Genomic DNA, 26,178 nt, shown 5'->3' with positions numbered 1-26,178 from the left:
GCTTCCCCACTGCCCGTTCGAGCGCGGGGTTGATCCCGGTGAGTATGTCCGCGGATGCGGTTACTGATCCGGGTGGCCCCACCGGCGAGGTCGCCGTCAAACGAGGTTGCCGTCAAACACGACGAGCACCCCGAGTTCGGTAAGGGTTTCGTCGCCGACGTCGAACCGGCACAGCGTGTGCGCGGGCGGTGTCGGCGGTGATGAACGCGTCGCGGGCATCGGCTTTCGCGCATGTCTCGGGATGCAGGACGGCGACTCGGTGCATCTTCAGCCCGGGGAGATAGGTGACGTCGTAGCTACAGGCGCGGGCGGGTGACCGGGCGGGTCGACACCACAGGATGTGGTGCCGACCCGAAAGGCGGTGCGCTGAATCAACCCATGGAGCCGAACAGCACATACCCAGAGCCGAACAGCAGCCGGGCTACAGCGAGGTCCATCTCGGTGATCGGTCGCACAGGGCAGGGGCGGAGGCCGGTTGAGGCGTCGCCTTCGGCGTCCTCCCGACACTTGGTGATCTCCTGCTCGGTGAAGGTCCGGTTGAACCGAATGGCGTCCGAGATGGTCTCGGCGGAACCCGCCTGGAAGAAGCTGCTGCCGCTGGCGGGAAGGCTCCCGCCACCGACGGAATCTTGGGCGTGGGCCACTGACGGGGCTGCGGCGAGGAATAGCCCTACGGTCAGGATTACGGATCTAGTCAGGGTGAGTCGCATGGCGGTCAGCTTCCTATGTAGCCGATATTCGGGGCGTATCCAGCGTTGCGGAAGGGCAAGTTTGCGCCCACCCCGCCGGTGAATGCACGGGCGATCTCACCGATGTTGGATTGGGATTGCGTCGCCATAATATTCTGAATCCACGGAATATACGGGGTGAGGTTGGTCATCATTGACCAATTGGTGCAGTTGTAGATCGTATTCTGGGACACAACAACTCCCTGTCCAGTATGGACACCGAACATAGTTCCGGCGGAGAAATAGGCACCACCGGAATCACCCTTGCAAGTGGGGTAATCGGTGGCAGTGAACGACGAGAGGTCATTGAACACTGAGCCGTCGACGAACGTTATCGAGGGAATGTGGTACTGGTAGTCGAGTGTCGACGAAGAGGAGAAGTCCTGAGGGGTGTTGGTGTTGTTGATCCCTGAGTACCCGACGAGTTTGAGGGTGTCGGAAATGGTGGGCGTGCGGGTTGACAAGCTGAATGGTGTCGCACTGATGCCGGACCCGACCTTGATCAGTGCCAAGTCCACGTTCGGCTGGTTAATGCGGTAGATGTTCTCGATCCCGGCGAACTGCCCGTCGGACTGCTGAATGAATCCCGGCGCCCAGGGGGCGAGTTTGACACAGTGATCGGCGGTGAGCCAGAACTTTCCACCGATGTAGTTCGCGGTGCACGAGCGGTAGGAGTAGGCGACCGCGGTGAAATAGAGTGCTCCGACGCCGTCGTGACGCGTCTCGACGGGGTTGGTGCTGCGAGCGGAAACCCGGCCGGCCCCGCCGCTGTCCGGCGACGTCACCGTCGGTGCCGTCTGAACCGTCTGCTGGTATTGCTGTTCTTGCTGAAGGTAGGCCTGGAAGTCGGGATCGAGCTCCAGCTCGCTCTGACTCAGAATCGGGGCGGGATCGTCTGGTGTCTCTGGGATTTGCACCACCATGGCGTTGGGAGTGTCGGTTTCCGCGTTCGCGGGTGCCGTCGGGACAAGCACAAGGCTGACCGCCCCCGCCGCGGCCGCGGCGATCTTTAACATCCGTCTCACTGTTTCATCTCCAGAATTGAAAAGTTCGTCTCGTGCACTGGCAGATATGACTCGTCCTGCCACGAGCGACGATTCGATAGATCGAACGAAGTTTGGACGCCGTCCCCGATCGGGAGGCGCCCAGGCGAGCGCAGGTAGGCGCTACACAGAATCGTACCGACTGAACGGTCTTATGTGACGAAAACGGGCAATTCGGTAGCGGTCTTTCGGGAGTCCCGGTATCGGCCGCATCAGGTTCGGATTGGTTGTCCCGGTGATGGTTTTGAAGTTCCGGGCGTGTGGAATGAGGCGCCCTTCCTGTCGTGCGTCATCGTGTCTCACCGGTCAGGCGGGTTTCGATTGTCCAGTCCGGTCATCCTGATGGGTCGAGCAGGCCGGCGAGTTCGTTGACCCTGGCGCCGTCGTGGACCTTCGGTCCCGGCCCACCGGCCACCGAGTGCCCCGCGCGTCGACGGATCGGTCGAGCAGGTGTGGTTACTGGCCGAATGGCTCGTCGGTGCAACAGAACCCGCCGACTAGTGGCTCGTCACCCTGCCTGCCGACACGCCGGTCGGCGAACTCGTCCGCCTCGCGAAACTCCGCTGGCGCATCGAGCACGACTACCGGGAACTCAAAGTCGCACTCGGCCTCGACCACTTCGAAGGCCGCTCCTGGCTCGGTTGGCACCACCACGCCACTCTCGTCACTGCCGCCCACCTGTTCCTGACCGCCCTGCGGCTGACCGACCGAAAAGCCGCCGGGCAGGCCTGACCCTCTACGGCATCGTCCGCGAACTCCAACGCGTACTTGCCCATTGGATCGGCACTGCCCGCTGTGTCACCACACCTTTCCGACTTGACCTAGTCCTACTGGATGCTGTGCGGGTGCGCCTTCTCGTACGCGGCCTTCTCGGCGTTGTACCGAGCGGTCTTCTTGGGGTTCTCCAGGTCTGCGGGCAAACCGTTCTTCTCGAGGCGGCGGCGACGGTTCTGCTCCATGTACGCAGCCGAGAAGAACAACGCCAGCAGGACGCCGAGGAGCACCATCGACCCGCGCAGCCACAGCGGTCCGGGGAAGAGGAAGAATGCGGCGAACACCGGGATGAACGGCACCATGCTCCGGATCATGTGGCGCGGCACCGCGTAGTCGCCGACGAGGTCGTTGCGGACCCACTCCTGCATCGAGTCGGGCAGCTTGCGGCCGCAGGAGTATGCGATCCACTGGAAGGGGTTGGGGCGTTTCATCTTCCGGGTGTTGTTGCTGGACATGTCCTGGGTACCTGTCTGGAGGGGGCGGTTCACTCGTGCAGTGCGCCTGCGCGCAGGGCGGCGGTGTTGACGCGGGTGAGGACGGAGTGCAGTTCTTCGAGCTCGGCCAGGCTGACGCCGAGGCGATGCACCACGGCGCCGGGGATCAGCTCGGCCTGGGCCCGCAGAGCCTTGCCGGCGTCGGTCAGTTCGACGATCAACTGGCGCTCGTCGGTGCTGCTGCGTGTGCGGGTGATGAGGCCGCTCGACTCGAGCCGTTTGAGGAGTGGGGAGAGGGTGGGTGAGTCGAGTTGTAGCGCCTGGCCGATCTCCTTGACCGACAGCGGGGCGTCACCCCACAGTGCGAGCATCACGAGGTACTGCGGATGCGTCAGGCCCATCGGTTCGAGGAGGGGGCGATACACGGCCAGCACCGCGCGGTTGGCGACCGCGAGGGCGAAGCACACCTGTCGGTCCAGGGCGAGCGGGTCGGCTCCGCCCCAGTCGAGGTTCTGCTCGATGCTCGTTGTGGTCACGAAATTGATAGTACACGATTAAGTCGTGCACTAACTAAATGCTCGCTCGGGAGCGTCGGCTCACTGAACGAGAACCTGTTCTATATTCGGGTGTGACGGCCGCCACCGGCGGCTCCGACCTGCCGCTGTCCGGCTGTACGCACTGACTGGAGTTCATGACATGTACGAGTGGTCCGACACAGACCTGATGTTCCGTGACGCGCTGCGTGGCTTCATCGACAAGGAGGTCAAGCCGCACGTCGACAAGCTCGAGAGCGGTGAACTCCCTCCGTTCGAGATCATCCGCAAGATGTACTCCACCTTCGGTATGGACGAGATGGCGACCGAGGCGCTCGAGAAGTCTTTTGCGAAGGAGGAAGCCAAGGAGCGCGGCGAGACGCTGCCCGAGTCCGGCGAGAAGTCGAGCGGCTTCAGCGGTGCCGGCAGCATGGGAGTGATCCTCAACAGCGAGATCGCGGGCGTGAGCCTGGGCCTCGTCGCATCGATGGGTGTGAGTATCGGCCTCGCCGCCGGCACCCTCCGCAGCCGTGGCACCCTGGCGCAGAAGAAGCGCTGGCTGCCCGGTCTCGTCACGATGGAGAAGGTGGGCGCGTGGGCCATCACCGAGCCCGACTCCGGCTCCGACGCCTTCGGCGGTATGAAGTCGTACGTTCGCCGCGACGGTGAGGACTACATCCTCAACGGACAGAAGACATTCATCACCAACGGCCCGTACGCCGACGTCACGATCGTCTACGCCAAGCTCGACGAGGGCGACGCGTCGATCGACCGCCGCGACCGCAAGGTCCTCGGCTTCGTCCTCGACAAGGGGATGGAGGGCTTCACCCAGAGCGCGCCGTTCAAGAAGATGGGTATGAACTCCTCGCCCACGGGCGAACTGTTCTTCGACAACGTCCGGATCACCAAGGACAGACTGCTCGGTGAGACCGAGAATCCGGCCAAGGGTGACGGTAAGGAGAGCGCCAAGGAGTCGTTCGCGGCCGAGCGCATCGGTATCGCATCGCTCGCCCTGGGCATCATCAACGAATGCCAGCGGCTGTCCATCGAATACGCCAAGAGCCGCAAGCTGTGGGGCAAGGAGATCGCGCAGTTCCAGCTCATCCAGCTCAAGCTGGCCGAGATGGAGGTCGCGCGCCTCAACGTGCAGAACATGGTCTTCAACGCGATCGAGCGCACCGCGGCCGGTGACAAGGTGACGCTCGCCGAGGCGTCGGCGATGAAGCTGTACTCCTCGCGCGCGGCCACCGAGGTTGCGATGGAGGCCGTCCAGCTGTTCGGTGGCAACGGTTACATGGCCGAGTACAAGGTGGAGCAGCTCGCGCGTGACGCCAAGTCCCTCATGATTTACGCGGGCAGCAACGAAATCCAGGTGACGCACATCGCGAAGGGTCTGCTGGGCAAGTGATTCCGCCCTCGGTCCGCGTAGGGTGCCGCGCGGACCGAGGAGGACGGTCTCCGATCAGCGCGTCGGCGGAACGTGTGCGGTGACGATGCGGTGGATGAGCCGCGCCGCGGTACGGGCGGTGCGGTTGTCGATATCGAGAGCCGGATTGAGCTCCGCGACGTCGACCACCGCCAGCTTGCCGCTCGCACTCAGGCGATCGCAGACGCGCTGGATCGTCTCCAGTGGCACTCCGTAGGCCGCGGGAGCACTGACCCCGGGAGCAACGGCCGCAGGCAGCACATCCAGATCGATTGTCAGGTAGACGATGTCGACGTCGTCGAGGAAGTCGACGACGAACTCGTCGACGGCTGCGCGGTCCGCGATCCCGCACTGGTCATCCAATAGATACCGCACCCCGAGCCGGTGGGCGGTATCGAACAGTGCCGCGGTATTGCTCGGCTGGCTGATGCCGATCACGTCGTATCGGTGGCTGGTACCGGCGGCCTGTTCAGCCTCGGCGATCTGCCGAAATGGAGTGCCCGAACTCGGAATTGGATCGCTGCGGAGGTCGAAGTGGGCATCCAGATTGAGGATGCCGAGCCGCGGGTGGCGCTTTCGCAGCTCCGAGGGAGCCACTCCGAGATACGTCCCGAAGGCGACCTCGTGGCCGCCGCCGAGGACGACGGGCAGCCGTCCGGCGTCCATGGCGGCCGTCACGGCGCGACCGAGGGCAGCCTGGCCGGCTTCGAGGTCTGCATCCGTCACGGCCACCGTGCCGGCATCCGCGAGTGACAGCGGTTCTGCGAGCGCCATCGAGGACAACGCCGCGCGCAAGGCGTCAGGCCCGGCGGCCGCGCCACGACGGCCCTTGTTGCGACGGACGCCCTCGTCGCTCGCGAAGCCGATCAGCACGCTGCCGGCGCCCGGCTCGGGGGAGTAGGGCGCGATGGCCTGGTGCCAGCGCAGGTGCTCCGGAGTGCCGCCGTCCGTGCGGCCGGACCACGACGCGGGGGCGATGTCGACGACGATGTCGTGGCTCATGCGATACCTCCGACAGATCCGCCCGCCAGGATGCCGTTCTTGAAAACCTCACGGACGAGCGGAACACCGGGCCGATATGCGAGGTGTAGGTACGAGGGCGCGTCGAGTGCGATCGCATCCGCGCGGGCACCGATGCGGAGGCTGCCGACGTCCGCGCGCTGGAGGGCCTTGGCACCACCGGCCGTCGCTGCCCACACCGCTTCCGCCGGAGTCATGTGCATGTCGCGGACGGCGATCGCAATGCAGAACGGCAGGCTCGTGGTGTAACACGTGCCGGGGTTGCAGTCTGCGCCCAGCGCGACGGTGACGCCGGCGTCCAGCAGGGCGCGGGCATCCGGGTACTTGTTGCGGGTGGAGAAGTCCGCGCCGGGCAGCAGTGTCGCCACCGTCGAACTTCCCGCGAGTGCGTCGATGTCAGCGCGGTTGACGTAGGTGACGTGATCCACCGAGGCCGCGCCCAGCTCGACCGCCAGCTGCACGCCGGGGCCCTCGCCGAGCTGGTTGCCGTGCACGCGGGGGATCAGGCCGGCCGCGACACCCGCGCTCAGCACGGCGTGGGCCTGCTCGCGGTTGAACGCGCCGCGCTCGCAGAACACGTCGATCCACTTCGCGTGCGGGGCGCAGGCGGGGATCATCTCGTCGAGCACCATCGCCACGTAGTCGTCCGCCCGCCCCGCGTACTCCGGCGGGGGGACGTGAGCGGCGAGCAGCGTGACCTCGTCGGTGAATCGTCCCGCAATCTGCGCGCTGCGCAGCTCGTCCGGGGTGCTCTGGCCGTAGCCGGTCTTGCACTCGACGGTGGTGCTGCCCGAGCGGAGCGATTCGTCGAGCAGCCGCTGCACATTCGCGGCGAGCTGCTCGTCGGTCGCCGCCCGCGTCGCCTCGATCGTCGTACGGATCCCGCCGGCGGCGTACTTCTCACCCGACATCCGCGCGGCGAACTCCTCGGCGCGCTCGCCGGCGAACACCAGATGCGAGTGGCTCTCCACGAAGCCGGGCAGCACTGCCCGCCCTCCGAGATCGTGACCCGCGTCGGCCGCCGGGGCGTCCGCGGAGTCGCCGACCCACGCGACCACACCGTCCTCGAAGACGACCGCCGCATCGTGCCGGATACCCAGCGTCCCCTCACCCGATGTGGGGTCGTTGGTGACGAGGGTTCCGATGTTCGTCAGTGCGGTGGTCCGGGGACCGGTCGTGGTCACGTGTGTCTCCTCTTGGCGACGTCGTTGTAGCTGGACGATGGCGGATGCGGACTAGGTTCGACTGTCGACCATCTCGGTGTGCGGCGGGTAGATCATCGCGGCGGGCGGATTGCTCGTGCGCCGGGCGACCGGGTAGTAGATCGCTGCGGTGAACACGATGCCGACGATCCAGGAGATGTCCGCGCCGCCGAGCATGTCGGTTATCGGGCCGGTGTACATCTTCTGGGCGAGGAACGGGATCTGCGCCACGACGCCGAGGGCGTAGCACGCCAGGGCAGTCACATTCCAGGCGCCGTAGCGGCCATTGGCGTCGTACAACGCCGGGATGTCGACCCGCTCCTTCGAGATCAGGTAGTAGTCGATCAGGTTGATGGCACTCCACGGCGTGAAGACCATCAGCAGCACGAGCACGAAGTTCTTGAAGTTGTCCAGGAAGTCGGCACTGGCGGCGATCGCGATCACCATGGAGACCGCCGTGAACCCGACGATGTAGAGCGTGCGCGCGGTGGTGGAGATGCGGGACTGTCCGTTGAAGGCCGTGACCGTCGTGAGGATGGACATGAACCCGCCGTACGCGTTGAGGACGTTGACGGTCAGCTTGCCGACGACGATCACCAGGTAGATCAGGATGGCGATGATCGCGGGGCCGGCGAGGTCGCCCATGAAGCCGACCTGATTGCTGAGGAACGCCTTGCCTGCGACGGCGGCGACCAGGGCGCCGAACGTCATCGACCACTGCGAGCCGATCACACTGCCGAGGAAGGTCGACCAGAAGGTGGTGCGCTCGCTGGTCTCCCGGGGCAGGTAGCGGGAGTAGTCGGCGACGTACGGGCCGAAGGTGAGCTGCCATCCGGCGCTGAGGGAGATCGCGAGCAGGAACGTCACCATGTCGAAGCCGGTCACACCGACGTAGGAGATGACGTCGTATTCGCTGAAGAGGCGGATCGCGAGGTAGGTGAAGCCGACGATTCCGACGACGGTCGCGATGCGGCCGACTACGTGGATCAACTTGTACCCGGTGACGGCGACGAACGCGGTGAGCAGGCCGAAGATGATGATGCCGACTGCGGGACTGTCGATGCCCAGGATCTTGTTCACTGCCTGGCCGGCCAGCACTGTGCCGGTCGCGGCGAAGCCGAGGTACATCAGGATGACCAGAACCAGGGGCACAACGGCGCCACGGACGCCGAACTGCGCCCGGCTGGAGATCATCTGCGGAAGACCCATCCGCGGCCCCTGCGCGGAGTGCAGGGCCATGACCGCGCCGCCGAAGATGTTGCCGATCAGGAGGCCGATGATGGCCCACAGTGCATCGGCACCGAAGATCACGGCGAGGGCACCGTCGACGATCGCGGTGATCTGCATGTTCGCGCCGAACCACAGGGTGAACTGGCTACGGGGAGTGCCGTGGCGTTCGTCATCGGGAACGACGTCGATTGTCCGTCGTTCTGGGGTGAGGAGCACCTCGGGAGTGCCGTCGTGTGTCATAGCCTGCTCTTTCTGCGGCGACCCCACCGTTCGGTGAGGTCTGGTTCCGGGGGTGATGCCCACCTTCTTCAATGCTTGTGCTCTGGATCACGTCTCGCCAGAGGAAATGTATAGGCCTGTATATACAGGTCTGTCAATATCAAGGTTTGTTTCGCCTGGTGGACCCCTCAGAATCCCTTTCCGGGGTTCATGATGCCGAGCGGGTCGAAGGCGGCTTTCACCGCGCGATGGATGTCCATACCGGTCTCGCCTACCTCCAGCTCCATCCAGCGCCGTTTCAGCACGCCGACGCCGTGCTCGCCTGTCAGCGTGCCACCCAGTTCGAGGGCGCGCCGGAACACCTCGTCGGCGGCCGCCCAGACGGCGTCCGGGACGGATCCGTCGGCGAGCCGGTCGAAGACGAACGTCGGATGCACGTTTCCGTCGCCGGCATGCGCGACGGTCATGACCGTCACGCCATGACGCCGCGAGATCTCCTCGACGGACTCGACCATCTCCGGCAGCCGCGACCGTGGCACGCCCACATCCTCGACCAGACACTGTCCGAGCCGTTCGGCGGCCGGATACGCGAGCCTGCGGATCTCGAGCAGCTGTGCCGACTCGGCGGGGTCCTGGGAGACCGCGACGAAGTCCGCGCCCGCGTCGGCGAAGTGTCGTTCGATGGCCGCGGCGGCCTCGTCGGCGTCCGGACCGTCGGCCTGCGCGATCAGCATCGCCTCCGTCCCGGGCTCGAGGCCGATTCGCTTCCACTCGTCGATTGCGACGAGTGTGGCTCGGTCGATCAACTCGAGCAGGCTCGGTCCCACTCCGGCTCGTACGATCGCCGCGACGGCGTCCGCGGCCGCGCGCAGCGAGCCGAAGCTGCCGACGACGGTGACCGGTTCCCTGGGTGGGCGTGGACGCAACCGGACGGTGGCGCCCGTGACGATTCCGAGGGTGCCCTCGGAACCGACCAGGAGCCCGGTGAGGTCGTAGCCCGCCACGCCCTTGACGGTGCGGCGACCGGTGCGCAGAATCCTGCCGTCGGCCAGGACTACCTCCAACCCCAGCACCGAATCCCTTGTGACGCCGTATTTGACGCACCGCAGTCCGCCGGCGTTGGTTGCGATGTTCCCGCCGATCGTCGAGATCTGATAACTGCTGGGATCGGGGGCGTACATCAGGCCGTGCTCGGCGGCCGTGCGGTCGAGGTCGGCGTTCACCACGCCGGCCTGGACCACGGCAATTTGATCGGCCGGATCGAGTTCGACGATCGTGCGCATCGCGACGGTCGACACCACGAGGCAGCCGTCGATTGCGGTGGCGCCACCCGCCAGGCCGCTGCCTGCGCCACGGGGAACCACCGGAACGCGATGGGTGGTGGCCCATTTCATGGCCGCCGCGACATCGTCGGTGGAGTCCGCGAGCAGCACTGCGAGGGGGCGTCCGGGGATCGCCAGGTGCGCCTCGTCCCGAGTGTGGGCGTCCATGACGTCCGGGTCGGTGACGAGCCGGCTCGAGCCGAGTGAGTCGGCGAGGGCGGTGAGAGGCATCGGGTTTCCTCGTATCAGTCGGGTCGGCGTGCGGTCAGGTCGGAAGTGAGTCCGTTCAGGGCAGCGAGTACCGCGTCCTCGGCGGCGCGTTCTCCGACGGTCACCCGCACCCCTTCACCGGGGAAGGCGCGGACCGACACGCCGTGCGCCACGCAGGCCGCCTCGAGCGCCGCCGCCCGCTGGCCGACGGGAATCCAGACGAAGTTCCCTCCACTGGAGGGAGTTTCGATCCCTCTTGCGGTCAGCTCCGCGCGCAGATGTCGACGTCCGGCCCGCACCGACTCCACGATGCGGTCGGTGTGTGCCGTCTCGGTGAGAGCGGCGCATGCGGCCGCCTCGGCAACCGAGCTCAGACCGAAGGGCGGCGCCGCGGCGCGCAGGTGTCCGGCCGTCTCGGAATGGGTGATGGCGTACCCGGCTCGGAGGCCGGCCAACCCGAACGCCTTGGAGAAGGTGCGTAGGACAACCAGGTTGGGATATGCCCGGAGCAGTTCGACGCCGTCGACATCCCCGGCGGCGAACTCGCGATAGGCCTCGTCGAGGACGACCAGGACATGTGCGGGGATGGAGTCGAGGAGATGCCGAAGCTCGGCGGTCGACAGTTCGGTTCCCGTGGGATTGTTCGGACTGCAGACCAGCACAACCCGGGTTCTCGATGTCACGGCGGCGATCATCGCATCGATGTCGTGGCGGTGTTGCGCGTCCAGTGGAACCGGAACCGCTGTGGCGCCGGCGATCCCGATGAGGATGGGGTACGCCTCGTAGCTGCGCCACGCGTGCACCACCTCGGTGCCGGGGCCGGTGAATGCCGTGAGGACCTGCTGTAGCAGTGCCAGCGAACCGGCGCCCGTGAGCACCTCGGCGGCGGGTACGGACAGTCGCTCGGCCAGGGCGGCGACCAGATCGTCCGAGAACGGCGTCGGATACAGATGTCCGTGAGTGCCGGTGCGGGCGATGGCCTCGGCGACGGCCGGGGAGGGCGCGATAGCCGACTCGTTGCTCGATGCCCGCCAGCGCACTGTCGCCACCCCCGAGGCGGTCGAGTACCTGGGCAGTGCCTCGATCTCGGGTCGTGGCCGGGGTAGGACGACGGCGCGGGTCACTGCAGTGCTCCGATCGCGGTCTCGGCGGCCGCGACGAGCGCGCCCGAGGCCGCGAGTGCGGCGGCCTGCTCGATCTCGGGGGCGAGGAACCGGTCGGTGCCCGGGCCGGGCACCATCTCACGCAGTGCGCGGACCACCGCACCTGTTCCGGCGGCGGGGAGCAGCGGCGAACGGAGGTCGATACCCCTTGCTGCGGTCAGGATTTCGATCGACAGTACCCTTGTGAGCCCGTCCACGGCGCGGCGGAGCTTGCGGGCGCCGGACCAGCCCATCGAGACGTGGTCCTCCTGCATCGCGGACGACGGGATCGAGTCGACGCTCGCCGGTGCCGCCAACCGCTTGAGTTCGGAGACGATCGCGGCCTGGGTGTACTGCGCGATCATCAGTCCGCTGTCCACGCCGGGATCGTCGGCCAGGAACGGCGGCAGGCCGTGGTTGCGGGCGACGTCGAGGAACCGGTCGGTGCGGCGTTCGCTGATGCTCGCGACGTCTGCCGCGACGATCGCGAGGAAGTCGAGGACGTAGGCCACGGGAGCGCCGTGGAAGTTGCCGTTGGACTCCACCCGTCCATCGAGCGTGACGACGGGATTGTCGACGGCCGAGGCGAGTTCGCGGTGCGCGACCGTGCGGGCGTGCTCGACGGTGTCCCGCGCGCCGCCGGCCACCTGCGGCGCGCAGCGCAGCGAGTAGGCGTCCTGCACGCGAGTGTCCTCGGGACCGGCGTGGCTCGCGACGATCGGCGAATCGGCCAGTAGGCGAGCCATGTTGGCGGCAGCCGCTGCCTGACCGGGGTGCGGCCGCAGCGCCTGGAGGTCCGCCGCGAACACCCGGTCCGTGCCGAGCAGGCCCTCGACGCTCATCGCGGCCGCGATGTCGGCGAGCTTGAGCAGATGATCGAGATCGGTGACGGCGAGCGCGAGCTGGCCCAGCATCCCGTCGGTGCCGTTGATGAGTGCCAGGCCCTCCTTCTCGGCGAGGACGACGGGGGTCAGGCCGTGCTCGGCGAGCGCGTCGGCGGAGTCGAGCAACCGTCCGTCGGCGGTGCGGACCGTGCCCTCGCCGGTCACCGCGAGGGCGATGTGGGCGAGCGGCGCGAGGTCGCCGGAGCAGCCGAGGCTGCCGTACTCGTGGACCACCGGCGTGATGCCCGCGGTCAGCAGATCGGCGTATGCCTGTGCCACCTCGACCCGCACACCCGTGCGGCCGGTCGCGAGTGTCGACAGCCGCAGCAGCATCAGCGCGCGCACCACCTCACGCTCCACCTCGGGACCCGATCCCGCCGCGTGCGAGCGAATCAGGCTGCGCTGCAGCTGGGTCCGCAGGTGCGGCGGGATGTGCCGGGTGGCGAGGGCGCCGAAGCCGGTCGAGACGCCGTACACCGGGCGGGGGTCGGCGGCGAGGTCCTCGATGCGTCGGCGGGTGCGGGCCATCTCGGCGCGGGCCTCTGCGGTGAGGTTCACGCCGTGCCCGTGGCGCGCGACGTCGACGACGTCCTGGATGGAGACGGGTCCGAGGCCCACGTCGATTACCTGGGTGACGGCGGGCGGGGCGGTGAGGGTCATTGGTGCCTCCGGTGGACGGGAACGGCCCGGTGGTCGCCTTCGGGCGAGTGGCCACACGAGAACTTGTCTCGTATACGAGACCATAGTCTGGAATGTAAGACAATACCGAGGCGGGTTGGATGCGCGACCGAACTCTTCAGCCAGGGGGAGCGGTGGATCAGGATTCGATCGGCTGCTCGACCATTCGGTCACTCAGGCTCGCCGAGAAGCGAGCCGTGGTGCCGACCACCAGAGCGGCTAGCTCGGCCGACGCCTCGTCCGCTCGTGAGCCGGTCAGGAAAGCGATACCCAGCGCGGCGACGGGTCGCCCGTCACGGGTCACCACGGGGCTGGCGATACAGGTGACGCCGTTGGTCGTGGAGTCACGCTCCACCGCGTATCCCTGTTCGCGGTCGGCACGCAGCAACTCGCGTAGTGCGTCGAGTGCGGGCGGGCCCTCGCCCGTGCGCGTCGGCCAGCTGTACCCGGCATACAGCGCGCTGAGCTGTTCGGGATCGAGACGCGCCAGGATCGAGCGTCCGACGGCCGTCAGGTGCGCGGGCAGCCGGGTGCCCACCTCGGTCACCAGCCGCACACCAGGTTTGAGCGGTTCGCGCTTGTCGAGGTAGATCACGTCCGTGCCCTGCAGTACTGCCAGATGCGAGGTCTCGTCGGCGGCCTTGGTCAGCTCCACCATGTACCGCTGCCCCTCGCGGTGCAGCGGTCCGGAACGCATGTACGACGCCCCCACCTCGAAGGCTGAGACGCCGAGCGTCCACGCCCGCTGATCGGGCCAGTAGGAGACGAATCGCCGGTCCCGCATCACGTTGAGCAGGTGATGCGTCGTGCTCTTGGGCAGATCCAGCGCACTGGAGATTTCAATCGCGGCCATGGGGACACCCCGCCGGGCGAGCAGATCGAGCACGTCGAGTACCCGTTCCGCGGACTTGACCCGGCTCGTCGACATCGATTGTCCCCTTCCGATCCCGGCCGATCGGCCGGACTGCCGCGTCATTGTCTCGAATACGAGACCGTGGCACCAAACCGTTCCATCCCGGCGGTCCTCGGACTAGGACGGGACGGTGCGGCCCAGTTCCGCCGACAGTTGCGTGCAACGCTCGACGAGGACCCGCCCGTGCTGGGCGCAGACGTCGTCGTCGAGCCGGAAGGTGGGGCCGACGACGCTCAGCGCTCCGACGATCCGGCCGATCGCGTCGTAGATCGGGGCGGCCACCCCGGTGGAGTGCTCCTCGATGGTGTCGTGGGCGATGGCGTAGCCGTCCGCGCCCACCTCGCCGAGCAGGGCCGCACCCACCGCGGTCCCGATGAGGGGGACGGTCTGGCCGACCCACCCCATGTGCCGGATGGCGTGGGTGCCCTCGATCTGCCCCAGGTACAGCGCCGTACCCCGGGGCCCGGGAGCCGACAGGTACGTCGACTCCCGGGTGATCTCGGCGATCTCGGCCATGGCCGGCTGCGCCCGCAGGAGCAGTTGGTTGTCGGCGATGGCCTTCGCGCCGATCTGTAGCAGACGCGGACCGACGCGGTAGACGTTGTCCTCGCCGCGCAGCACGAACTCGGTCTGCTCGAGGCTGCGGATCAGCCGCAGCGCCGTGCTGGTCGCGAGGTCGGTCGTCTTCGCGGCGTCGGCGAGGGTCAGTCCACCGTGCTCGATGATCGCGCTGAGCAGTTCGAAGGTCCGACTGACGCTGCGCGTCACGTCACCGGGGGCCATGCGTGTCTCCCATGCCGAGAACGTCGACCGTTCGGCCGACTGTTCGACGAATCTATCGTGCGGGTGATCCGCCGAGGACCTCGTCGTGGTGCTCGTCGAGAAGCGGGCTGCGCCGCACCGCTGGACGCGCGCTGTCGCCGAAGACGACCGGCTGCCGGACGTACGACACCGTGCCCGCCTTGGGGTGCTCGAATGTCTCCACGACACCGCGGAATCGGGCCTGCTCGGATCCGAGCGCCTGCTGGACGTCCCACACCTCGGAGCCGGCCAGGCCGGCCGCGTCCAGCAGGTCGAGAACCTCGGCGACCGTCCTGCCCGCGGACCACCCCTCGATCTCCTTGCGCAGCGCGGGCTCGTTCTCGGTGCGCAGGGCGTCGTCGGTGAACCGGGGGTCGGTGCTCAGTTCCTCGCGGCCCATTGTGCGGGCCAGCGTCTGGAAGCCCTTCTCGCTGGCGATCGCGAGAACGAACAGGCCGTCGTCGGCGCGGTAGGTGTCGAACGGCGTCGACACGGGGTGCCGGTTGCCGACCCGCTTGGGGGTCTCGCCGGATGCCTGCAGCTGGCTGTGCGCGGTGGGCAGCATCGCGAGCATGCTGTCGAACATCGCGACGTCGAGGTGCTGGCCCTGGCCGGTGGCACGGGCGGCCAGCAGTGCGGTGCTGATGCCCCATGCGGCGAAGACGCCGGTGATGGTGTCGCCGAACGATTCACCCAGACGGGTGGGACCGGAGTCCTCGGTGCCGGTGATGCTCATGACGCCGGACAGTGCCTGGACCACGAGATCGTAGGCCGCGGCGCCCGCCATCGGACCATTCTGTCCGAAACCGGAGATCGACGCGTAGACGATCTTCGGGTTGCGGGCGCGGGCGGCCTCGTAGTCGATGCCGAGCCGGCCGGTGACGCCGGGGCGGAAGTTCTCGACGACTACGTCGGCGTCGGCGATCAACTGCAGCAACGCTTCCCGGTCCTCGGGGTCCTTGAGGTCGAGCGCGATCGAGCGCTTGCCGCGGTTGAGGACGTTGAAGTAGATGCTCTCGCCGTCGCGGAACGGGCCGAGGTGGCGGGAATCCTCGCCGGCCTTCGACTCGATCTTGACGACGTCGGCGCCGGCGTCGGCGAGTAGCGCGGTGCAGAACGGGCCCGCGAGGACTCGGGAGAGGTCGACGACGCGCACGCCGTCGAGCGGGGGGAGTGCGGGGGTGGTCATGTTCGCCTCGCCTCTCAGTACTCGGTGGACCGGATCGACGGGGCGTTGCCCGCGATGGTGAGCAGCTGGATCTGCGACGTGCCCTCGAAGATGCGCAGGATCCGGCAGTCGCGGTACAGGCGCTCGATCTCGGACTCGCGCATGAATCCGGCGCCGCCGTGGATCTGGACGACCTGGTCGACGATCGAGAAGCAGGCCTCGGTCGCCACGAACTTGGAGATCGACGCGGCGCGACGCAGGTCCTGGCCGGCGTCCTTGACGTCGGACGCCCAGTCGGCGGTCACGCGCGAGGCGACCAGCTTGGCGTCGCACTCGCCGAGCAGCAGCTGGATGGCCTGGAACTCGAAGATGGGGTGCCCGAACTGCTTACGCTCGGACGCGTACTCGCGGCCGAGTTCCCAAGCGCGCAGGGCGATTCCGTTGGCCATCGCGGCGACATCGATGCGGGCGCGGTTGAGGGCCGTGAGTGCGATGTTGCCGCCGCGGCCCTCGGTGCCGATCACGGCGTCGTGCGGGAGGACCACGTCGTCGAGGTAGACGGTGTAGGTGGGCGCCGAGCGGATACCCATCTTGTCCTGCGGCTCCGAGTAGCTGATGCCGGGCGTGCCCTTCGGGACAGCGAAGGCGGTGATGCCGCGGAAGCCTGCGGAGGGGTCGGTCTTGGCGAACAGCACGACGAGGTCGGCCTCGCGGGCGTTGGATATGAAGGTCTTGGAGCCGGACAGGTGCCAGCCGTCGTCCTCACGGCGCGCCACGGTGCGCATGGAGGCGATGTCCGAGCCCGCGTCGGGCTCGGTGAGCGCGAAACCGGCGAGAACCTCACCGGAGGCGAGCCCGGGCAGCCAGCGCTTCTTCTGCTCCTCGGTGCCGCCGACGAGGATCGGCTCGAGGCCCAGGTAGTGGGCGGTGTAGATCGACGCCAACGCGGCGTCGGCGCGGGCGACCTCCTCGACGGCGACGAGCTGGGCGCGGGTCGACAGGCCGAGGCCACCGAACTCCTCCGGAACGGAGATGCCCATGAGGTCCTGCTCGGCCAGGCGGCGCATCAGGCGGGCGGGGAACTCCTTGGACTCGTCGCGCTCGGCCGCGCCGGGCAGGATCTCCGCGTTCGCGAAGGCGCGCACGGTGGCGCGGAATTCGGACAGGTCGAGGGCGTCGTCGAGCGACTGAGCGGTCACGGGTAACTCCTGGATGAACGAGAGGTGGGGATCGTAGATTTCATCTAGTGGCATTCAATTGCCATCAGATGGCATGAAATGACTATGGCTCAGCTCACGGATTTTGTCCAGAGGCAGCGGTCCGCCCTTTGTGCCCGGAAAGTTGTGCCCGGAAAGCGACCTCATGCACCGCAAACGCGACGAGCGGCAACACGCAGGAGGGATCGTCCTGTGCGTTGCCGCTCGTCGCGGAACCGGCGTGAAGTGTCGCCGGCTCGGACTCACGCTGGTCGTCGTGAGCCGTGTTCAGGTGTGAGGATCAGTTGTTCTCGGTCAGCTGTTCTCGGACATCGGAATCCGGACGCCGCGCTCCCGCGCGGTGTCGATGGCGTGCTCGTAGCCGGCGTCGGCGTGGCGGATGACGCCCATGCCCGGGTCGTTGGTGAGCACGGCCTCGATCTTCTTCGCGGCCAGCTCGGTGCCGTCGGCGATGCACACCTGGCCGGCGTGGATCGAGCGGCCCATGCCGACTCCGCCGCCGTGGTGGATCGACACCCAGGAGGCGCCGGACGCGGTGTTGACGAGGGCGTTGAGCAGCGGCCAGTCGGCGATCGCGTCCGAGCCGTCCTTCATGGATTCGGTCTCGCGGTACGGGGAGGCGACGGAGCCGGAGTCGAGGTGGTCGCGGCCGATCGCGATCGGCGCGGACAGCTCGCCGCTGGCCACCATCTCGTTGAACTTCAGGCCGGCCTTGTGGCGCTCGCCGTAGCCGAGCCAGCAGATGCGGGCGGGCAGGCCCTCGAAGGCGACCTTCTCGCCGGCCATCTCGATCCAGCGCTTGAGGTGCTCGTTCTCGGGGAACAGCTCGAGGATCGCCTTGTCGGTCGCGGCGATGTCCTTGGGGTCGCCCGACAGTGCGGCCCAGCGGAACGGGCCGAGGCCCTCCTCGAACAGCGGGCGGATGTAGGCCGGGACGAAGCCGGGGAACTCGAACGCGCGGTCGTAACCGGCCTTGCGGGCCTCGTCGCGGATGGAGTTGCCGTAGTCGAAGACCTCGGCACCCTTGTCCATGAAGCCGACCATCGCCTCGACGTGCGCGGCCATCGACTTGCGGGAGTCCTCGGTGAACTTCTCCGGATCCTTCGCGGCCAGTTCCTTCATGTCGGCGATGTCGACGCCGATCGGCAGGTAGGACAGTGGGTCGTGCGCCGAGGTCTGATCGGTGACGATGTCGATCGGCGCGTCCATGGCGAGCAGTGCCGGGAAGATCTCGGCGGCATTGCCGATCAGGCCGATCGACAGCGGCTTGCGGGCATCCCGGGCCTCGGTGGCCAGCTGCAGCGCGTGCTCGATGCTGTCGGCCTTGGTGTCGAGGTACTTGTGGGCGATGCGGCGGTCGATGCGGGTGACGTCGCAGTCGACGCAGATCGCGACACCCTCGTTCATGGTGACGGCCAGCGGCTGCGCGCCACCCATACCGCCCATTCCTGCGGTGAGGGTGATGGTGCCGGCGAGCGTTCCGCCGCTGTGCTCATACCGGCCGGAGGCCGCGAGCTTGCGGGCGATCGCGCCGAAGGTCTCGTAGGTGCCCTGGAGGATGCCCTGGGTGCCGATGTAGATCCAGGATCCGGCGGTCATCTGGCCGTACATCATCAGGCCCTCGGCCTCGAGCTTGCGGAACTGCTCCCAGTTGGCCCAGTCGCCGACGAGGTTGGAGTTCGCGAGGAGCACGCGCGGCGCCCACTCGTTGGTGCGGAAGACGCCGACCGGCTTGCCGGACTGCACCAGCATGGTCTCGTCGTTCTTCAGGGTCTTGAGCGTCGCGACCATGGCGTCGAACGCGGCCCAGCTGCGGGCGGCGCGGCCGGTGCCGCCGTAGACCACCAGGTTGTCGGGGTGCTCGGCAACCTCGGGATCGAGGTTGTTCATGAGCATGCGCAGCGCGCCCTCCTGCTGCCACCCGAGGGTGTTCAGCTCGGAGCCGCGGGGTGCGCTGACCGGGCGGGCCTCGTGGCCGGGTGAGGTGATGTCCATCGGGTGCTCCTAGTGATCGGGCGGTGAGCGTCGCTGCTGCTTCCCGTGGGGCTGCGGTCGACTCCGTTGTCGTCCGCGCCCGGTCCGTAGCTGTTGTGCGCTGGCTCACGTTCTGCAACTATGACTTGTATATTCCTGTCTATACAAGCTCATGTCAAGGGGCATCCCCGGCGCCGCCCCGAATCTCGAGATGTTCGACCAGCCGAACGGACACGACGACCAGCCGGGTGCAGCGTGGCACCCGGCGGAAGGTTCCCAGATGAACACCGTCCCTACCCAGACCGATCCGATGCACACTCCCCACGAGATCAACGATGCTCTCGCCGAAGCCTTCCGGGGGTGGGATCAGCACTTGCTCGCCGGCATGGACGCGGGCATGCGCTCGCAACTCGCCCAACTCGTGCCCGGTCTGCCGGCCGGGTACAAGCAGGACATCGCCCCCAGCCGCGCGCGGATCGACCTCGGCATCCTCGCCGGAATCGCCGACGGAGCCATTGCCGCGCGCATCGTTCCCGACACGGGTGGTCCGGGAACCCACAGGCTGACCTTGTACGTCGGCGGCCGCCCGGCCTCGTTGGGTGATCTCATGCCGCTCCTGCAGAGCCTCGGCGTCGAGGTGCTCGACGAGCGCCCGTATCCGCTGCGGTCCCCGGCCGGGATGCCCTGCTGGATCTACGAGTTCACCGTCCGGTATCCGATCGCGCCGGTCGACGGCTTCGGGGAGTTCGCGGGCCGGTTCGCTGCCGCGGTCGAGGCGTTGTGGCGGGGTGCCACCGAACCGGACCGGTTGGGGGAGTTGGTCGCCCGCGCTGGCCTGCACTGGCGCGAGATCACGGTTCTGCGTGCGTACTCCGAGTTTCTGCGCCAGGCACGGTTCCCGTACAGCAGTGCGTATGTCGCCGACACGTTGTGCCGTTACCCGGCGATCGCGGCGGCGCTGACGGACTGCTTCGCCGACCGGTTCGATCCGTCCACCGCCGGTTCCGACGGCGGTGAGGCGGCCGCGGAGCGGGTGACCGAGCTGATCGACTCCGTACTCGGACTCGACGAGGACCGCATCTTCCGTGCGCTGTTGGGATCCATCCTCAACACTGTGCGTACCAACCACTTCGTCAGTCCGGACCGGGAGTGCCTGGCGCTCAAGCTCGACTCCCGCAACATCGCGGAGCTTCCCGAGCCTCGGCCTCGGCACGAGATTTTCGTGTACTCCCCGATGGTCGCCGGGGTGCACATGCGGTTCGGCTCGGTGGCCCGCGGTGGGCTGCGCTGGTCGGACCGCAAGGAGGACTTCCGCACCGAGGTGCTCGGACTCGTCAAGGCCCAGGCGGTAAAGAACGCTGTCATCGTGCCCGTCGGAGCCAAGGGCGGCTTCGTGCTGCGCCGGCCACCGGTACCGAGCGGTGATGTCGACCTTGACCGAGAAGCGCTGCGGGCCGCGGGAATTGCCGGGTACCGCGTGTTCATCCGCGGTCTGCTCGACCTGACGGACAACATCGATCGGCGCACCGGTGCCGTCCTGCCGGCGTCCGGCGTGGTCCGCCACGATGCCGACGATACGTACCTCGTGGTGGCGGCTGACAAGGGGACGGCGTCGTTCTCCGACATCGCCAACGAGGTCGCGGCCGAGTACCGCTTCTGGCTCGGTGACGCTTTCGCGTCCGGCGGGTCGGTCGGCTACGACCACAAGGCCATGGGCATCACCGCGCGCGGGGCATGGGAGAGCGTGAAACGGCGCTTCCGCGAGCTTGGCGTCGACTGCCAGAGCGAGGACATCACCGTCGCCGGCATCGGCGACATGAGCGGCGACGTCTTCGGCAACGGGATGCTGTGCAGCCGGCACATCCGGCTGGTCGCGGCCTTCGACCACCGGCACGTCTTCCTCGATCCGGAACCCGATCCCGCGCGCTCGTACGAAGAACGCGCCCGACTCTTCGCGTTGCCGCGATCCTCGTGGGCGGACTACGACCGCACGATCATCAGTGCAGGCGGCGGAGTCTGGGATCGGGCCGCGAAGTCGGTGCCGATCAGTGCTCCCGTACGGCAAGCGCTCGGGCTGGCCCCGGAGGTCGCGGAGATGACTCCGCCGGAGCTGATCCGGGCGATCCTGTGTGCCCCGACCGACCTGTTGTGGAACGGCGGGATCGGCACCTATGTCAAGGCATCGCACGAATCCCACGCCGACGCGGGCGACAAGGCCAACGATGTCGTGCGCGTGGACGGATGCGACCTGCGGGCCCGCGTTGTCGGTGAGGGCGGTAATCTCGGGCTGACTCAGGCGGGACGTATCGAATTCGCTTCTGCTGGTGGACGAGTGGGTACCGATGCCCTGGACAACTCGGCGGGAGTGGACTGCTCCGACCACGAGGTCAACATCAAGATCCTGCTCGACGACCTCGTCGGCGCCGGCCGGTTGGACGCCGCCGAGCGGCCCGCCCTGCTCGCGGCGATGACGGACGACGTCGCGGCACTGGTTCTGGCGGACAACGTGTCCCAGAACGAGCTGATGGGTACGGCCCGCTCGGATGCGCCCGAGATGCTCGGCGTCCACGCTCGCCAGATCGCGGCGCTCGAGGCATCCGGCGCACTGGATCGAGTTCTGGAAGTGCTGCCCGATGCGAAGGAGATCGCTGCGCGGCACCGGGCAGGGGAGGGGCTGTGGTCTCCGGAGCTGTCCACCCTCATGGCGCATGTCAAACTCGAGCTCAAGAGCGCCCTGTTGGCCGGTGAACTGGTTGACCACGATGTGTTCCTGCCGACCCTGCGTGAGTACTTCCCGCGCGAACTCCAGCAGGGCTACGCGGACGCCCTCGACCGCCATCCGCTGCGGCGCGAGATCGTGGCGACGGCGCTCACCAACCGCGTCGTCGACCGCGGCGGAATCACCTACGCTTTCCGGCTCGCCGAAGAGGTGGGTGCGAGCGAGGAGGATGCGGTCCGGGCGTTCAGTGTCGTCACCGAAGTGTTCGGGCTGCCGGAGCTGTGGTCGCGGATCGCGGCGGCGCCGGTCCCGACGAGCGTGGCGGACGAACTCGTTCTGGTCACCCGCCGACTCCTCGATCGGGCCTCCCGCTGGATGCTCAATCGGCGCCCCCAACCGCTCGCCGTGGGTGCGGAGATCGCCCGATTCGGAGACCGGATCGATCAGGCGTCGGGAATGCTCGAGGACTGGCTCGTCGGTACGGATCGGGACAACCTCCGCAACCGCACGCGGGCGATCTCGGAGCGGGGTGCGCCCGAGGACCTGGTACGGGCAGTGGAACTGCTTCTCGATCGGTTCGGCCTGCTCGACGTCGTGGAGATCTCGGAACTGGCCGAGTACGACCTGGCTGCGACGGGCGAGCTGTACTTCCGGCTCTGCGAACGGGTCGGTCTGGTCCCAGTTCTGAACGGGGTCTCCGCTCTGGGCAAGGAGGACCGGTGGGACGCGCTGGCCCGGTTGTCGTTGCGGGACGAGCTGTACGACAGCGTCCGAGCCTTGACACTCGATGTGCTCGCCCATGCGGTGCCGGGCGATACCCCCGAGATGATGCTCGCGGACTGGGAGGAACGCAACGAGCCGAGGCTTCGACGCGCGCGCACGGCACTGACGGAGATCGAGGAATCCGGTCGTCGGGATCTGGCCGCGTTGTCCGTTGCGTCCCGTCAGCTGCGGCGGATGGCGGGTTGAGCCGGCCGTCCACTGCCACCCGGCGCCTGTCTTCGTCCACCGGTGCAAATCACCGCCCGGAGGATCTGACATGCTCCCTGTTCACGATGGAAAGGTGATCACTACCGTGAATTCCCGCAATACCAGTGAGTCCGTGGGAACGGTCTCTCCACGAGACGCCCGTTCGTGGCTGCTGGAGCCTGGAACACGCACGCACGAACTCGAAGGCCGCATCCGACGCTATGACCCCGACGCCGTCATCCTCGATCTCGAAGACGGTGTCGCTCCGGAGGACCGGCCCCGTGCCCGCGACGAAATCCATGACTGGGCAACGGGAGGTGGGCAGGCCTGGATCCGGGTGAACGCGGCCACCACATCGGATTGGGGCGTCGACCTCGAGTTCGCGGCTCGATGCCCGGGTATCCTCGGCGTCGTGCTGGCAAAGGCCGAGTCGGCGGCACAGATCGACGCGACCGCGGCCGAACTGGGCGATTTCGGCGGAGGTCTGATCGCGCTGATCGAGTCGGCGACCGGGGTGCTGGACGCGGTTGCGATCGCACGCTCGAAATCGTTGACCCGCTTGGCATTCGGAAGCGGCGACTTTCGTCACGACACGGCCACGACGGACGATTCGGCAACGGCCATGGGTGCTCGGGCGCATCTCGTCCTGGCCAGTCGATCGGCCGGTCTCCCCGCTCCGATCGACGGACCCTCCCTCGCATCCGATGTCGGCGGACTTCGCAACTACTGCCGCCGGTCCCTTGCTACCGGGATGGGCGGCATGCTCTGTGTGAAGCCGGACCACATTGGCATGATCAACACCGAGTTCGCGCCCAGCCCGGAAGACGTTCGAGGAGCCAGGGAACTACTCGCCGCCCGCACCGACAGTATCGACGGAAGCTATCTTCCCCGTCTGCGCGCGGCCGAGGCGATCCTCGACCGCGCCCGCACGTACCGGATCGACACCATCGAGGAAGCTCAGGTGTCGGCGAGTCGATGACCAGGCGCACCGTTTCGGCAACGCGCTGGTCGGTAGACTTCGTGGGCCGAGTCGGCGAACGGGGCGGTGGGACTTCTTCTCGAGGAGCGGGTGCAGGGTATGGCGATAGTTGATGTCGACGCAGAACTCGCCGTGCTGTTCGAGGAGGCCGGTGGCGAGTCGGTGCCGGCATACGAGCGGGTGAAGAAGCTCGTCGTGGAGCAGATCCGTTCGGGCCGTTGGTCCGAGGGCGATCAGTTGCCGTCCGAGAATCAGTTCGTGAGTGCGCTCGGGCTGTCCCGCATGACGATCAACCGGGCGCTGCGTGAGCTGACGAGCGACGGGCTGATCGTTCGGATGATGGGGATCGGCACGTTCGTCGCCAGCACCAAGACGCCCTCACCGCTGTTCGAGGTGAAGAACATCGCGGACGAGATTCAGGAGCGTGGACATCGGCACCGTACCGAGGTGGTCTTCGTCCGTGAGGAGGAGACCGATCATTCGCAGGCTTTCCTGCGAGATGCGGTCGGTACCAGGGTGTTTCACTCAGTTCTCGTGCACTACGAGGACGACAAGCCGATCCAGGTGGAGGACCGTCTGGTGAACCCGGCCGAGGCGCCCGACTACCTCGACCAGGACTTCACCGCGATCACGCCGAACGACTATCTCAGCCGCGTCGCACCGCTGGTCCGCGGAGAACACGTCGTCGAGGCGGTCCTGGCCAGCCCGGAGGAGTGCCGTCTGCTGCAGATCGATCGCACCGAGCCGTGTCTGCTGATCCGCCGTCGTACGTGGTCCGAACGCGGGCTCGTCAGTGCTGCTCGGTTGATCCATCCCGGATCGCGGAATCGTCTCGAGGGCGCGTTCACTCGCTGAGAGCTCACACGCGTGGAGCTCGAGAATCGATGCGCTTCGTCAGTGTTCGGAGTTCGTCAGTGCTCGGAGTTCGTCAGTGTTCGGCGAGGAACGGTTTCACCACCGCCAGCACCTCGGCCGACGCCGCGACCGTGGTGGCGTGGTCGAAGCCGTCGATCACGGCGAGCCGCGACCCCGGGATCAGCGTTGCCAGCCTCCTCGTGTCGGACAGCCGGGGCCGGTCCTCCGACCCGGCGAACAACAGCGTCGGCAGATCGAGCGCCTCGAGTGCCGCGTCGGGGACGCCCGGCTCGGTCTCGGACCGCCGCAGGTACGCGACCAGCGCGCGGGTGTCGTTGGCGTCGAATGCGGCCCGGGTGGCGGCGTCCAGCGGCCACGTCCGGTGCGCGTTCCACTGATCGAGGAACGCCGTCATGCCTTCGTTATCGAGGACGTCGATGCAGCCGGGGAAGAACAGTTTGTCGAACGAGCCGGCCTGGGGGCGGGAACTGCCGCCGCCGACCGTGAGGGTACGCAGCCGCTCGGGGGCCGAGACCGCGAGTGAGAGGCCGACGCGCCCGCCGAACGAGTAGCCGAGGTAGTGGACGCGGTCGATCTCCAGCGCGTCGAGCACCGCCAGCAGGTCGCCGACGACGAGATCCATCGCGTACGACTCCGGATCGTGCGGGGTATCGCTGCGCCCGTGCCCACGCATGTCGGGCAGGATCAGCCGATACTCGCTGCGCAGTGCCTTCACATAGCCGAACGCGCGCCAGATGGCGCTCGACAACGCTGTGCCGTGCGCGAGCAGCAGCGGAGGCCCCTCGCCGATCACTCGGTACGCGATCCCGACCCCGTCGACCGAGTTGATTGCCTGTTGCATCACCACCCCTACACGGTAGGTGCCGGCCCTACACTGAGCCTGACGGTGCAGCCCGCCAGGGCACCTCCACGTGGAAGGGCGTCTCGCATTGCCTTCGACCCCGGCTCTAGACCCGGATCACGCTCGCCGCGCCGCACAGGCGCTCGAGACGCCCGGCATCGTCGGGTGGGCCAACCGCTTCGAACTGCTCTCGGACCCCAATCGTCTGCGCCTGCTGCTGTGCCTGCATTACGCCCCCGATATCTGCGTCACCGATCTCGCGGCGGCACTCGGCATGACCGGCACGGCGGTCTCGCACGCGCTGCGGCTGCTGCGTCAGCAGGGTTGGGTGGCGGCGGAGCGATCCGGTCGCACCGTCCGCTACCGACTGGTCGATGACACGGTGCACGAACTACTGCACACCATCGGAGCCACCCACTTTCAAGAACACAGCCACCAGCGCGAGCACGACGCCGACTGACGGCGCTTCGCCGAATCCTCTGTTCCTGGTCGCGGGCGCGGCCTATCGTGGCTTCGGAGAGCCTCCGTCCGGAGGGGACCAGTGATGCACGAAATGGCGATCACCCAGAGTGTCGTCGACGCGGTGTGCGAACGCGCCGACGGTCGCACTGTGCACAGCATTCGATTGCAGGTCGGGTGTCTGTGCGCTGTGGTGCCGGATGCAATGCAATTCTGCTTCGAACTGGTCACCGAGGGCACCGTCGCAGAAGGGGCCCGTCTCGATATCGAGGAACCGCCGGGCCTGGCGCACTGTCGAGGCTGCGACACGAACTTTCCCTTGCAGGATCTGGTGCTGCTGTGCCCGTGCGGCAGCGCCGATGTCGAGGTCCTCGAGGGCCGGGAACTGCGAATCATGTCGATGGAGGTGGGTTGAAC

22 protein-coding genes and 2 pseudogenes are annotated in these 26,178 nt (G+C 67.4%); 7 read left to right on the top strand and 17 right to left on the bottom strand.

Features of this window, described 5'->3' with window-relative positions; genetic code table 11:
- Positions 1 to 4: 4 nt before the first annotated feature.
- From ERC79_RS23395 to ERC79_RS09250, 3 genes and pseudogenes are all read right to left on the bottom strand, one after another.
- Positions 5 to 295 (bottom strand): annotated as a pseudogene (locus ERC79_RS23395) (transposase); the annotation flags it as partial.
- A 76-nt stretch (positions 296 to 371) separates the two neighbouring features.
- The gene (locus ERC79_RS09255; protein ID WP_165497066.1) at positions 372 to 710 is read right to left on the bottom strand and encodes a hypothetical protein; all 339 of its coding nucleotides are present in this window, start codon (positions 708 to 710) and stop codon (positions 372 to 374) included.
- Between the two features lie 5 nt (positions 711 to 715).
- The gene (locus ERC79_RS09250) at positions 716 to 1,744 is read right to left on the bottom strand and encodes a trypsin-like serine protease (RefSeq protein WP_131577595.1); all 1,029 of its coding nucleotides are present in this window, start codon (positions 1,742 to 1,744) and stop codon (positions 716 to 718) included.
- Positions 1,745 to 2,281: 537 nt separating this feature from the next.
- On the opposite strand from ERC79_RS09250, the pseudogene ERC79_RS09245 reads away from it, so the two are divergent.
- Positions 2,282 to 2,503 (top strand): annotated as a pseudogene (locus tag ERC79_RS09245) (transposase); the annotation flags it as partial.
- A 95-nt stretch (positions 2,504 to 2,598) separates the two neighbouring features.
- On the opposite strand, the gene ERC79_RS09240 reads toward ERC79_RS09245, so the two are convergent.
- A complete protein-coding gene (locus ERC79_RS09240) occupies positions 2,599 to 3,000 on the bottom strand; it encodes a DUF5313 family protein (RefSeq protein ID WP_207390450.1) in 402 nt (133 codons plus the stop codon).
- 29 nt (positions 3,001 to 3,029) lie between these two features.
- Positions 3,030 to 3,515: a MarR family transcriptional regulator gene (locus ERC79_RS09235; protein WP_207390449.1), complete on the bottom strand. Its 486-nt coding sequence runs from the start codon at positions 3,513 to 3,515 to the stop codon at positions 3,030 to 3,032.
- A 160-nt stretch (positions 3,516 to 3,675) separates the two neighbouring features.
- On the opposite strand from ERC79_RS09235, the gene ERC79_RS09230 reads away from it, so the two are divergent.
- Positions 3,676 to 4,920, top strand: coding sequence for an acyl-CoA dehydrogenase family protein (locus ERC79_RS09230; RefSeq protein ID WP_131577593.1), 1,245 nt, complete (start codon positions 3,676 to 3,678; stop codon positions 4,918 to 4,920).
- A 54-nt stretch (positions 4,921 to 4,974) separates the two neighbouring features.
- Here ERC79_RS09230 and hutG read toward each other — a convergent pair whose 3' ends face one another.
- The 11 genes from hutG to hutU all read right to left on the bottom strand — a co-directional run bounded on the left by hutG (position 4,975) and on the right by hutU (position 18,939).
- Positions 4,975 to 5,940, bottom strand: a complete 966-nt coding sequence (hutG, locus tag ERC79_RS09225; RefSeq protein ID WP_131577591.1) for a formimidoylglutamase — start codon at positions 5,938 to 5,940, stop codon at positions 4,975 to 4,977.
- Positions 5,937 to 7,142, bottom strand: a complete 1,206-nt coding sequence (gene hutI, locus ERC79_RS09220) for an imidazolonepropionase (protein WP_131577589.1) — start codon at positions 7,140 to 7,142, stop codon at positions 5,937 to 5,939. The genes hutG and hutI overlap by 4 nt, the downstream gene beginning before the upstream one ends.
- A 51-nt stretch (positions 7,143 to 7,193) precedes the next feature.
- A complete protein-coding gene (locus tag ERC79_RS09215; RefSeq protein WP_131577587.1) occupies positions 7,194 to 8,630 on the bottom strand; it encodes a cytosine permease in 1,437 nt (478 codons plus the stop codon).
- A gap of 167 nt (positions 8,631 to 8,797) precedes the next feature.
- A complete protein-coding gene (locus ERC79_RS09210) occupies positions 8,798 to 10,162 on the bottom strand; it encodes an FAD-linked oxidase C-terminal domain-containing protein (protein WP_131577585.1) in 1,365 nt (454 codons plus the stop codon).
- 14 nt (positions 10,163 to 10,176) lie between these two features.
- Positions 10,177 to 11,265, bottom strand: a complete 1,089-nt coding sequence (locus ERC79_RS09205) for a histidinol-phosphate transaminase (protein WP_131577583.1) — start codon at positions 11,263 to 11,265, stop codon at positions 10,177 to 10,179.
- On the bottom strand, positions 11,262 to 12,827 hold the full coding sequence (gene hutH / locus ERC79_RS09200; protein WP_131577581.1) for a histidine ammonia-lyase: 1,566 nt from the start codon (positions 12,825 to 12,827) through the stop codon (positions 11,262 to 11,264). Before hutH ends, ERC79_RS09205 begins: the two co-directional genes overlap by 4 nt.
- Positions 12,828 to 12,984: 157 nt before the next feature.
- On the bottom strand, positions 12,985 to 13,773 hold the full coding sequence (locus ERC79_RS09195; protein ID WP_131577579.1) for an IclR family transcriptional regulator: 789 nt from the start codon (positions 13,771 to 13,773) through the stop codon (positions 12,985 to 12,987).
- Between the two features lie 102 nt (positions 13,774 to 13,875).
- A complete protein-coding gene (locus tag ERC79_RS09190; protein ID WP_131577577.1) occupies positions 13,876 to 14,541 on the bottom strand; it encodes an IclR family transcriptional regulator in 666 nt (221 codons plus the stop codon).
- A 52-nt stretch (positions 14,542 to 14,593) separates the two neighbouring features.
- Positions 14,594 to 15,748: a CoA transferase gene (locus ERC79_RS09185; protein WP_131577575.1), complete on the bottom strand. Its 1,155-nt coding sequence runs from the start codon at positions 15,746 to 15,748 to the stop codon at positions 14,594 to 14,596.
- A 14-nt stretch (positions 15,749 to 15,762) separates the two neighbouring features.
- Entirely contained in the window at positions 15,763 to 16,926 is a 1,164-nt protein-coding gene (locus ERC79_RS09180; RefSeq protein ID WP_131577573.1) for an acyl-CoA dehydrogenase family protein, read from the bottom strand.
- Positions 16,927 to 17,238: 312 nt separating this feature from the next.
- Positions 17,239 to 18,939 carry a urocanate hydratase gene (gene hutU, locus ERC79_RS09175; protein ID WP_131577571.1) on the bottom strand — a complete coding sequence of 567 codons (1,701 nt, stop codon included), beginning with the start codon at positions 18,937 to 18,939 and terminating at the stop codon, positions 17,239 to 17,241.
- 259 nt (positions 18,940 to 19,198) lie between these two features.
- Between hutU and ERC79_RS09170 the strand changes: the two genes are divergently transcribed.
- The 3 genes from ERC79_RS09170 (at position 19,199) to hutC (ending at position 24,440) form a co-directional block, all read left to right on the top strand.
- Complete coding sequence (locus tag ERC79_RS09170) at positions 19,199 to 22,606, top strand: NAD-glutamate dehydrogenase domain-containing protein (RefSeq protein WP_131577569.1); 3,408 nt, start codon at positions 19,199 to 19,201, stop codon at positions 22,604 to 22,606.
- A 94-nt stretch (positions 22,607 to 22,700) separates the two neighbouring features.
- Entirely contained in the window at positions 22,701 to 23,585 is an 885-nt protein-coding gene (locus tag ERC79_RS09165; RefSeq protein WP_242676788.1) for an aldolase/citrate lyase family protein, read from the top strand.
- A gap of 99 nt (positions 23,586 to 23,684) precedes the next feature.
- Positions 23,685 to 24,440 (top strand): histidine utilization repressor, encoded by a 756-nt coding sequence (hutC, locus tag ERC79_RS09160; RefSeq protein WP_131577565.1) that lies wholly within the window; start codon positions 23,685 to 23,687, stop codon positions 24,438 to 24,440.
- A 73-nt stretch (positions 24,441 to 24,513) separates the two neighbouring features.
- Here the strand turns inward: hutC and ERC79_RS09155 are convergent, their stop codons facing one another.
- Complete coding sequence (locus tag ERC79_RS09155; RefSeq protein ID WP_165497208.1) at positions 24,514 to 25,302, bottom strand: alpha/beta fold hydrolase; 789 nt, start codon at positions 25,300 to 25,302, stop codon at positions 24,514 to 24,516.
- Between the two features lie 88 nt (positions 25,303 to 25,390).
- On the opposite strand from ERC79_RS09155, the gene ERC79_RS09150 reads away from it, so the two are divergent.
- Positions 25,391 to 25,762 carry a metalloregulator ArsR/SmtB family transcription factor gene (locus ERC79_RS09150; RefSeq protein WP_131577561.1) on the top strand — a complete coding sequence of 124 codons (372 nt, stop codon included), beginning with the start codon at positions 25,391 to 25,393 and terminating at the stop codon, positions 25,760 to 25,762.
- Between the two features lie 84 nt (positions 25,763 to 25,846).
- Entirely contained in the window at positions 25,847 to 26,176 is a 330-nt protein-coding gene (locus ERC79_RS09145; RefSeq protein WP_131577559.1) for a hydrogenase maturation nickel metallochaperone HypA, read from the top strand.
- Positions 26,177 to 26,178 lie beyond the last annotated feature (2 nt).

Origin of the sequence: Rhodococcus sp. ABRD24, assembly GCF_004328705.1 — a bacterium.
GTDB lineage: Bacteria > Actinomycetota > Actinomycetes > Mycobacteriales > Mycobacteriaceae > Prescottella.
This window is presented reverse-complemented; position numbering and strand designations above follow the sequence as displayed.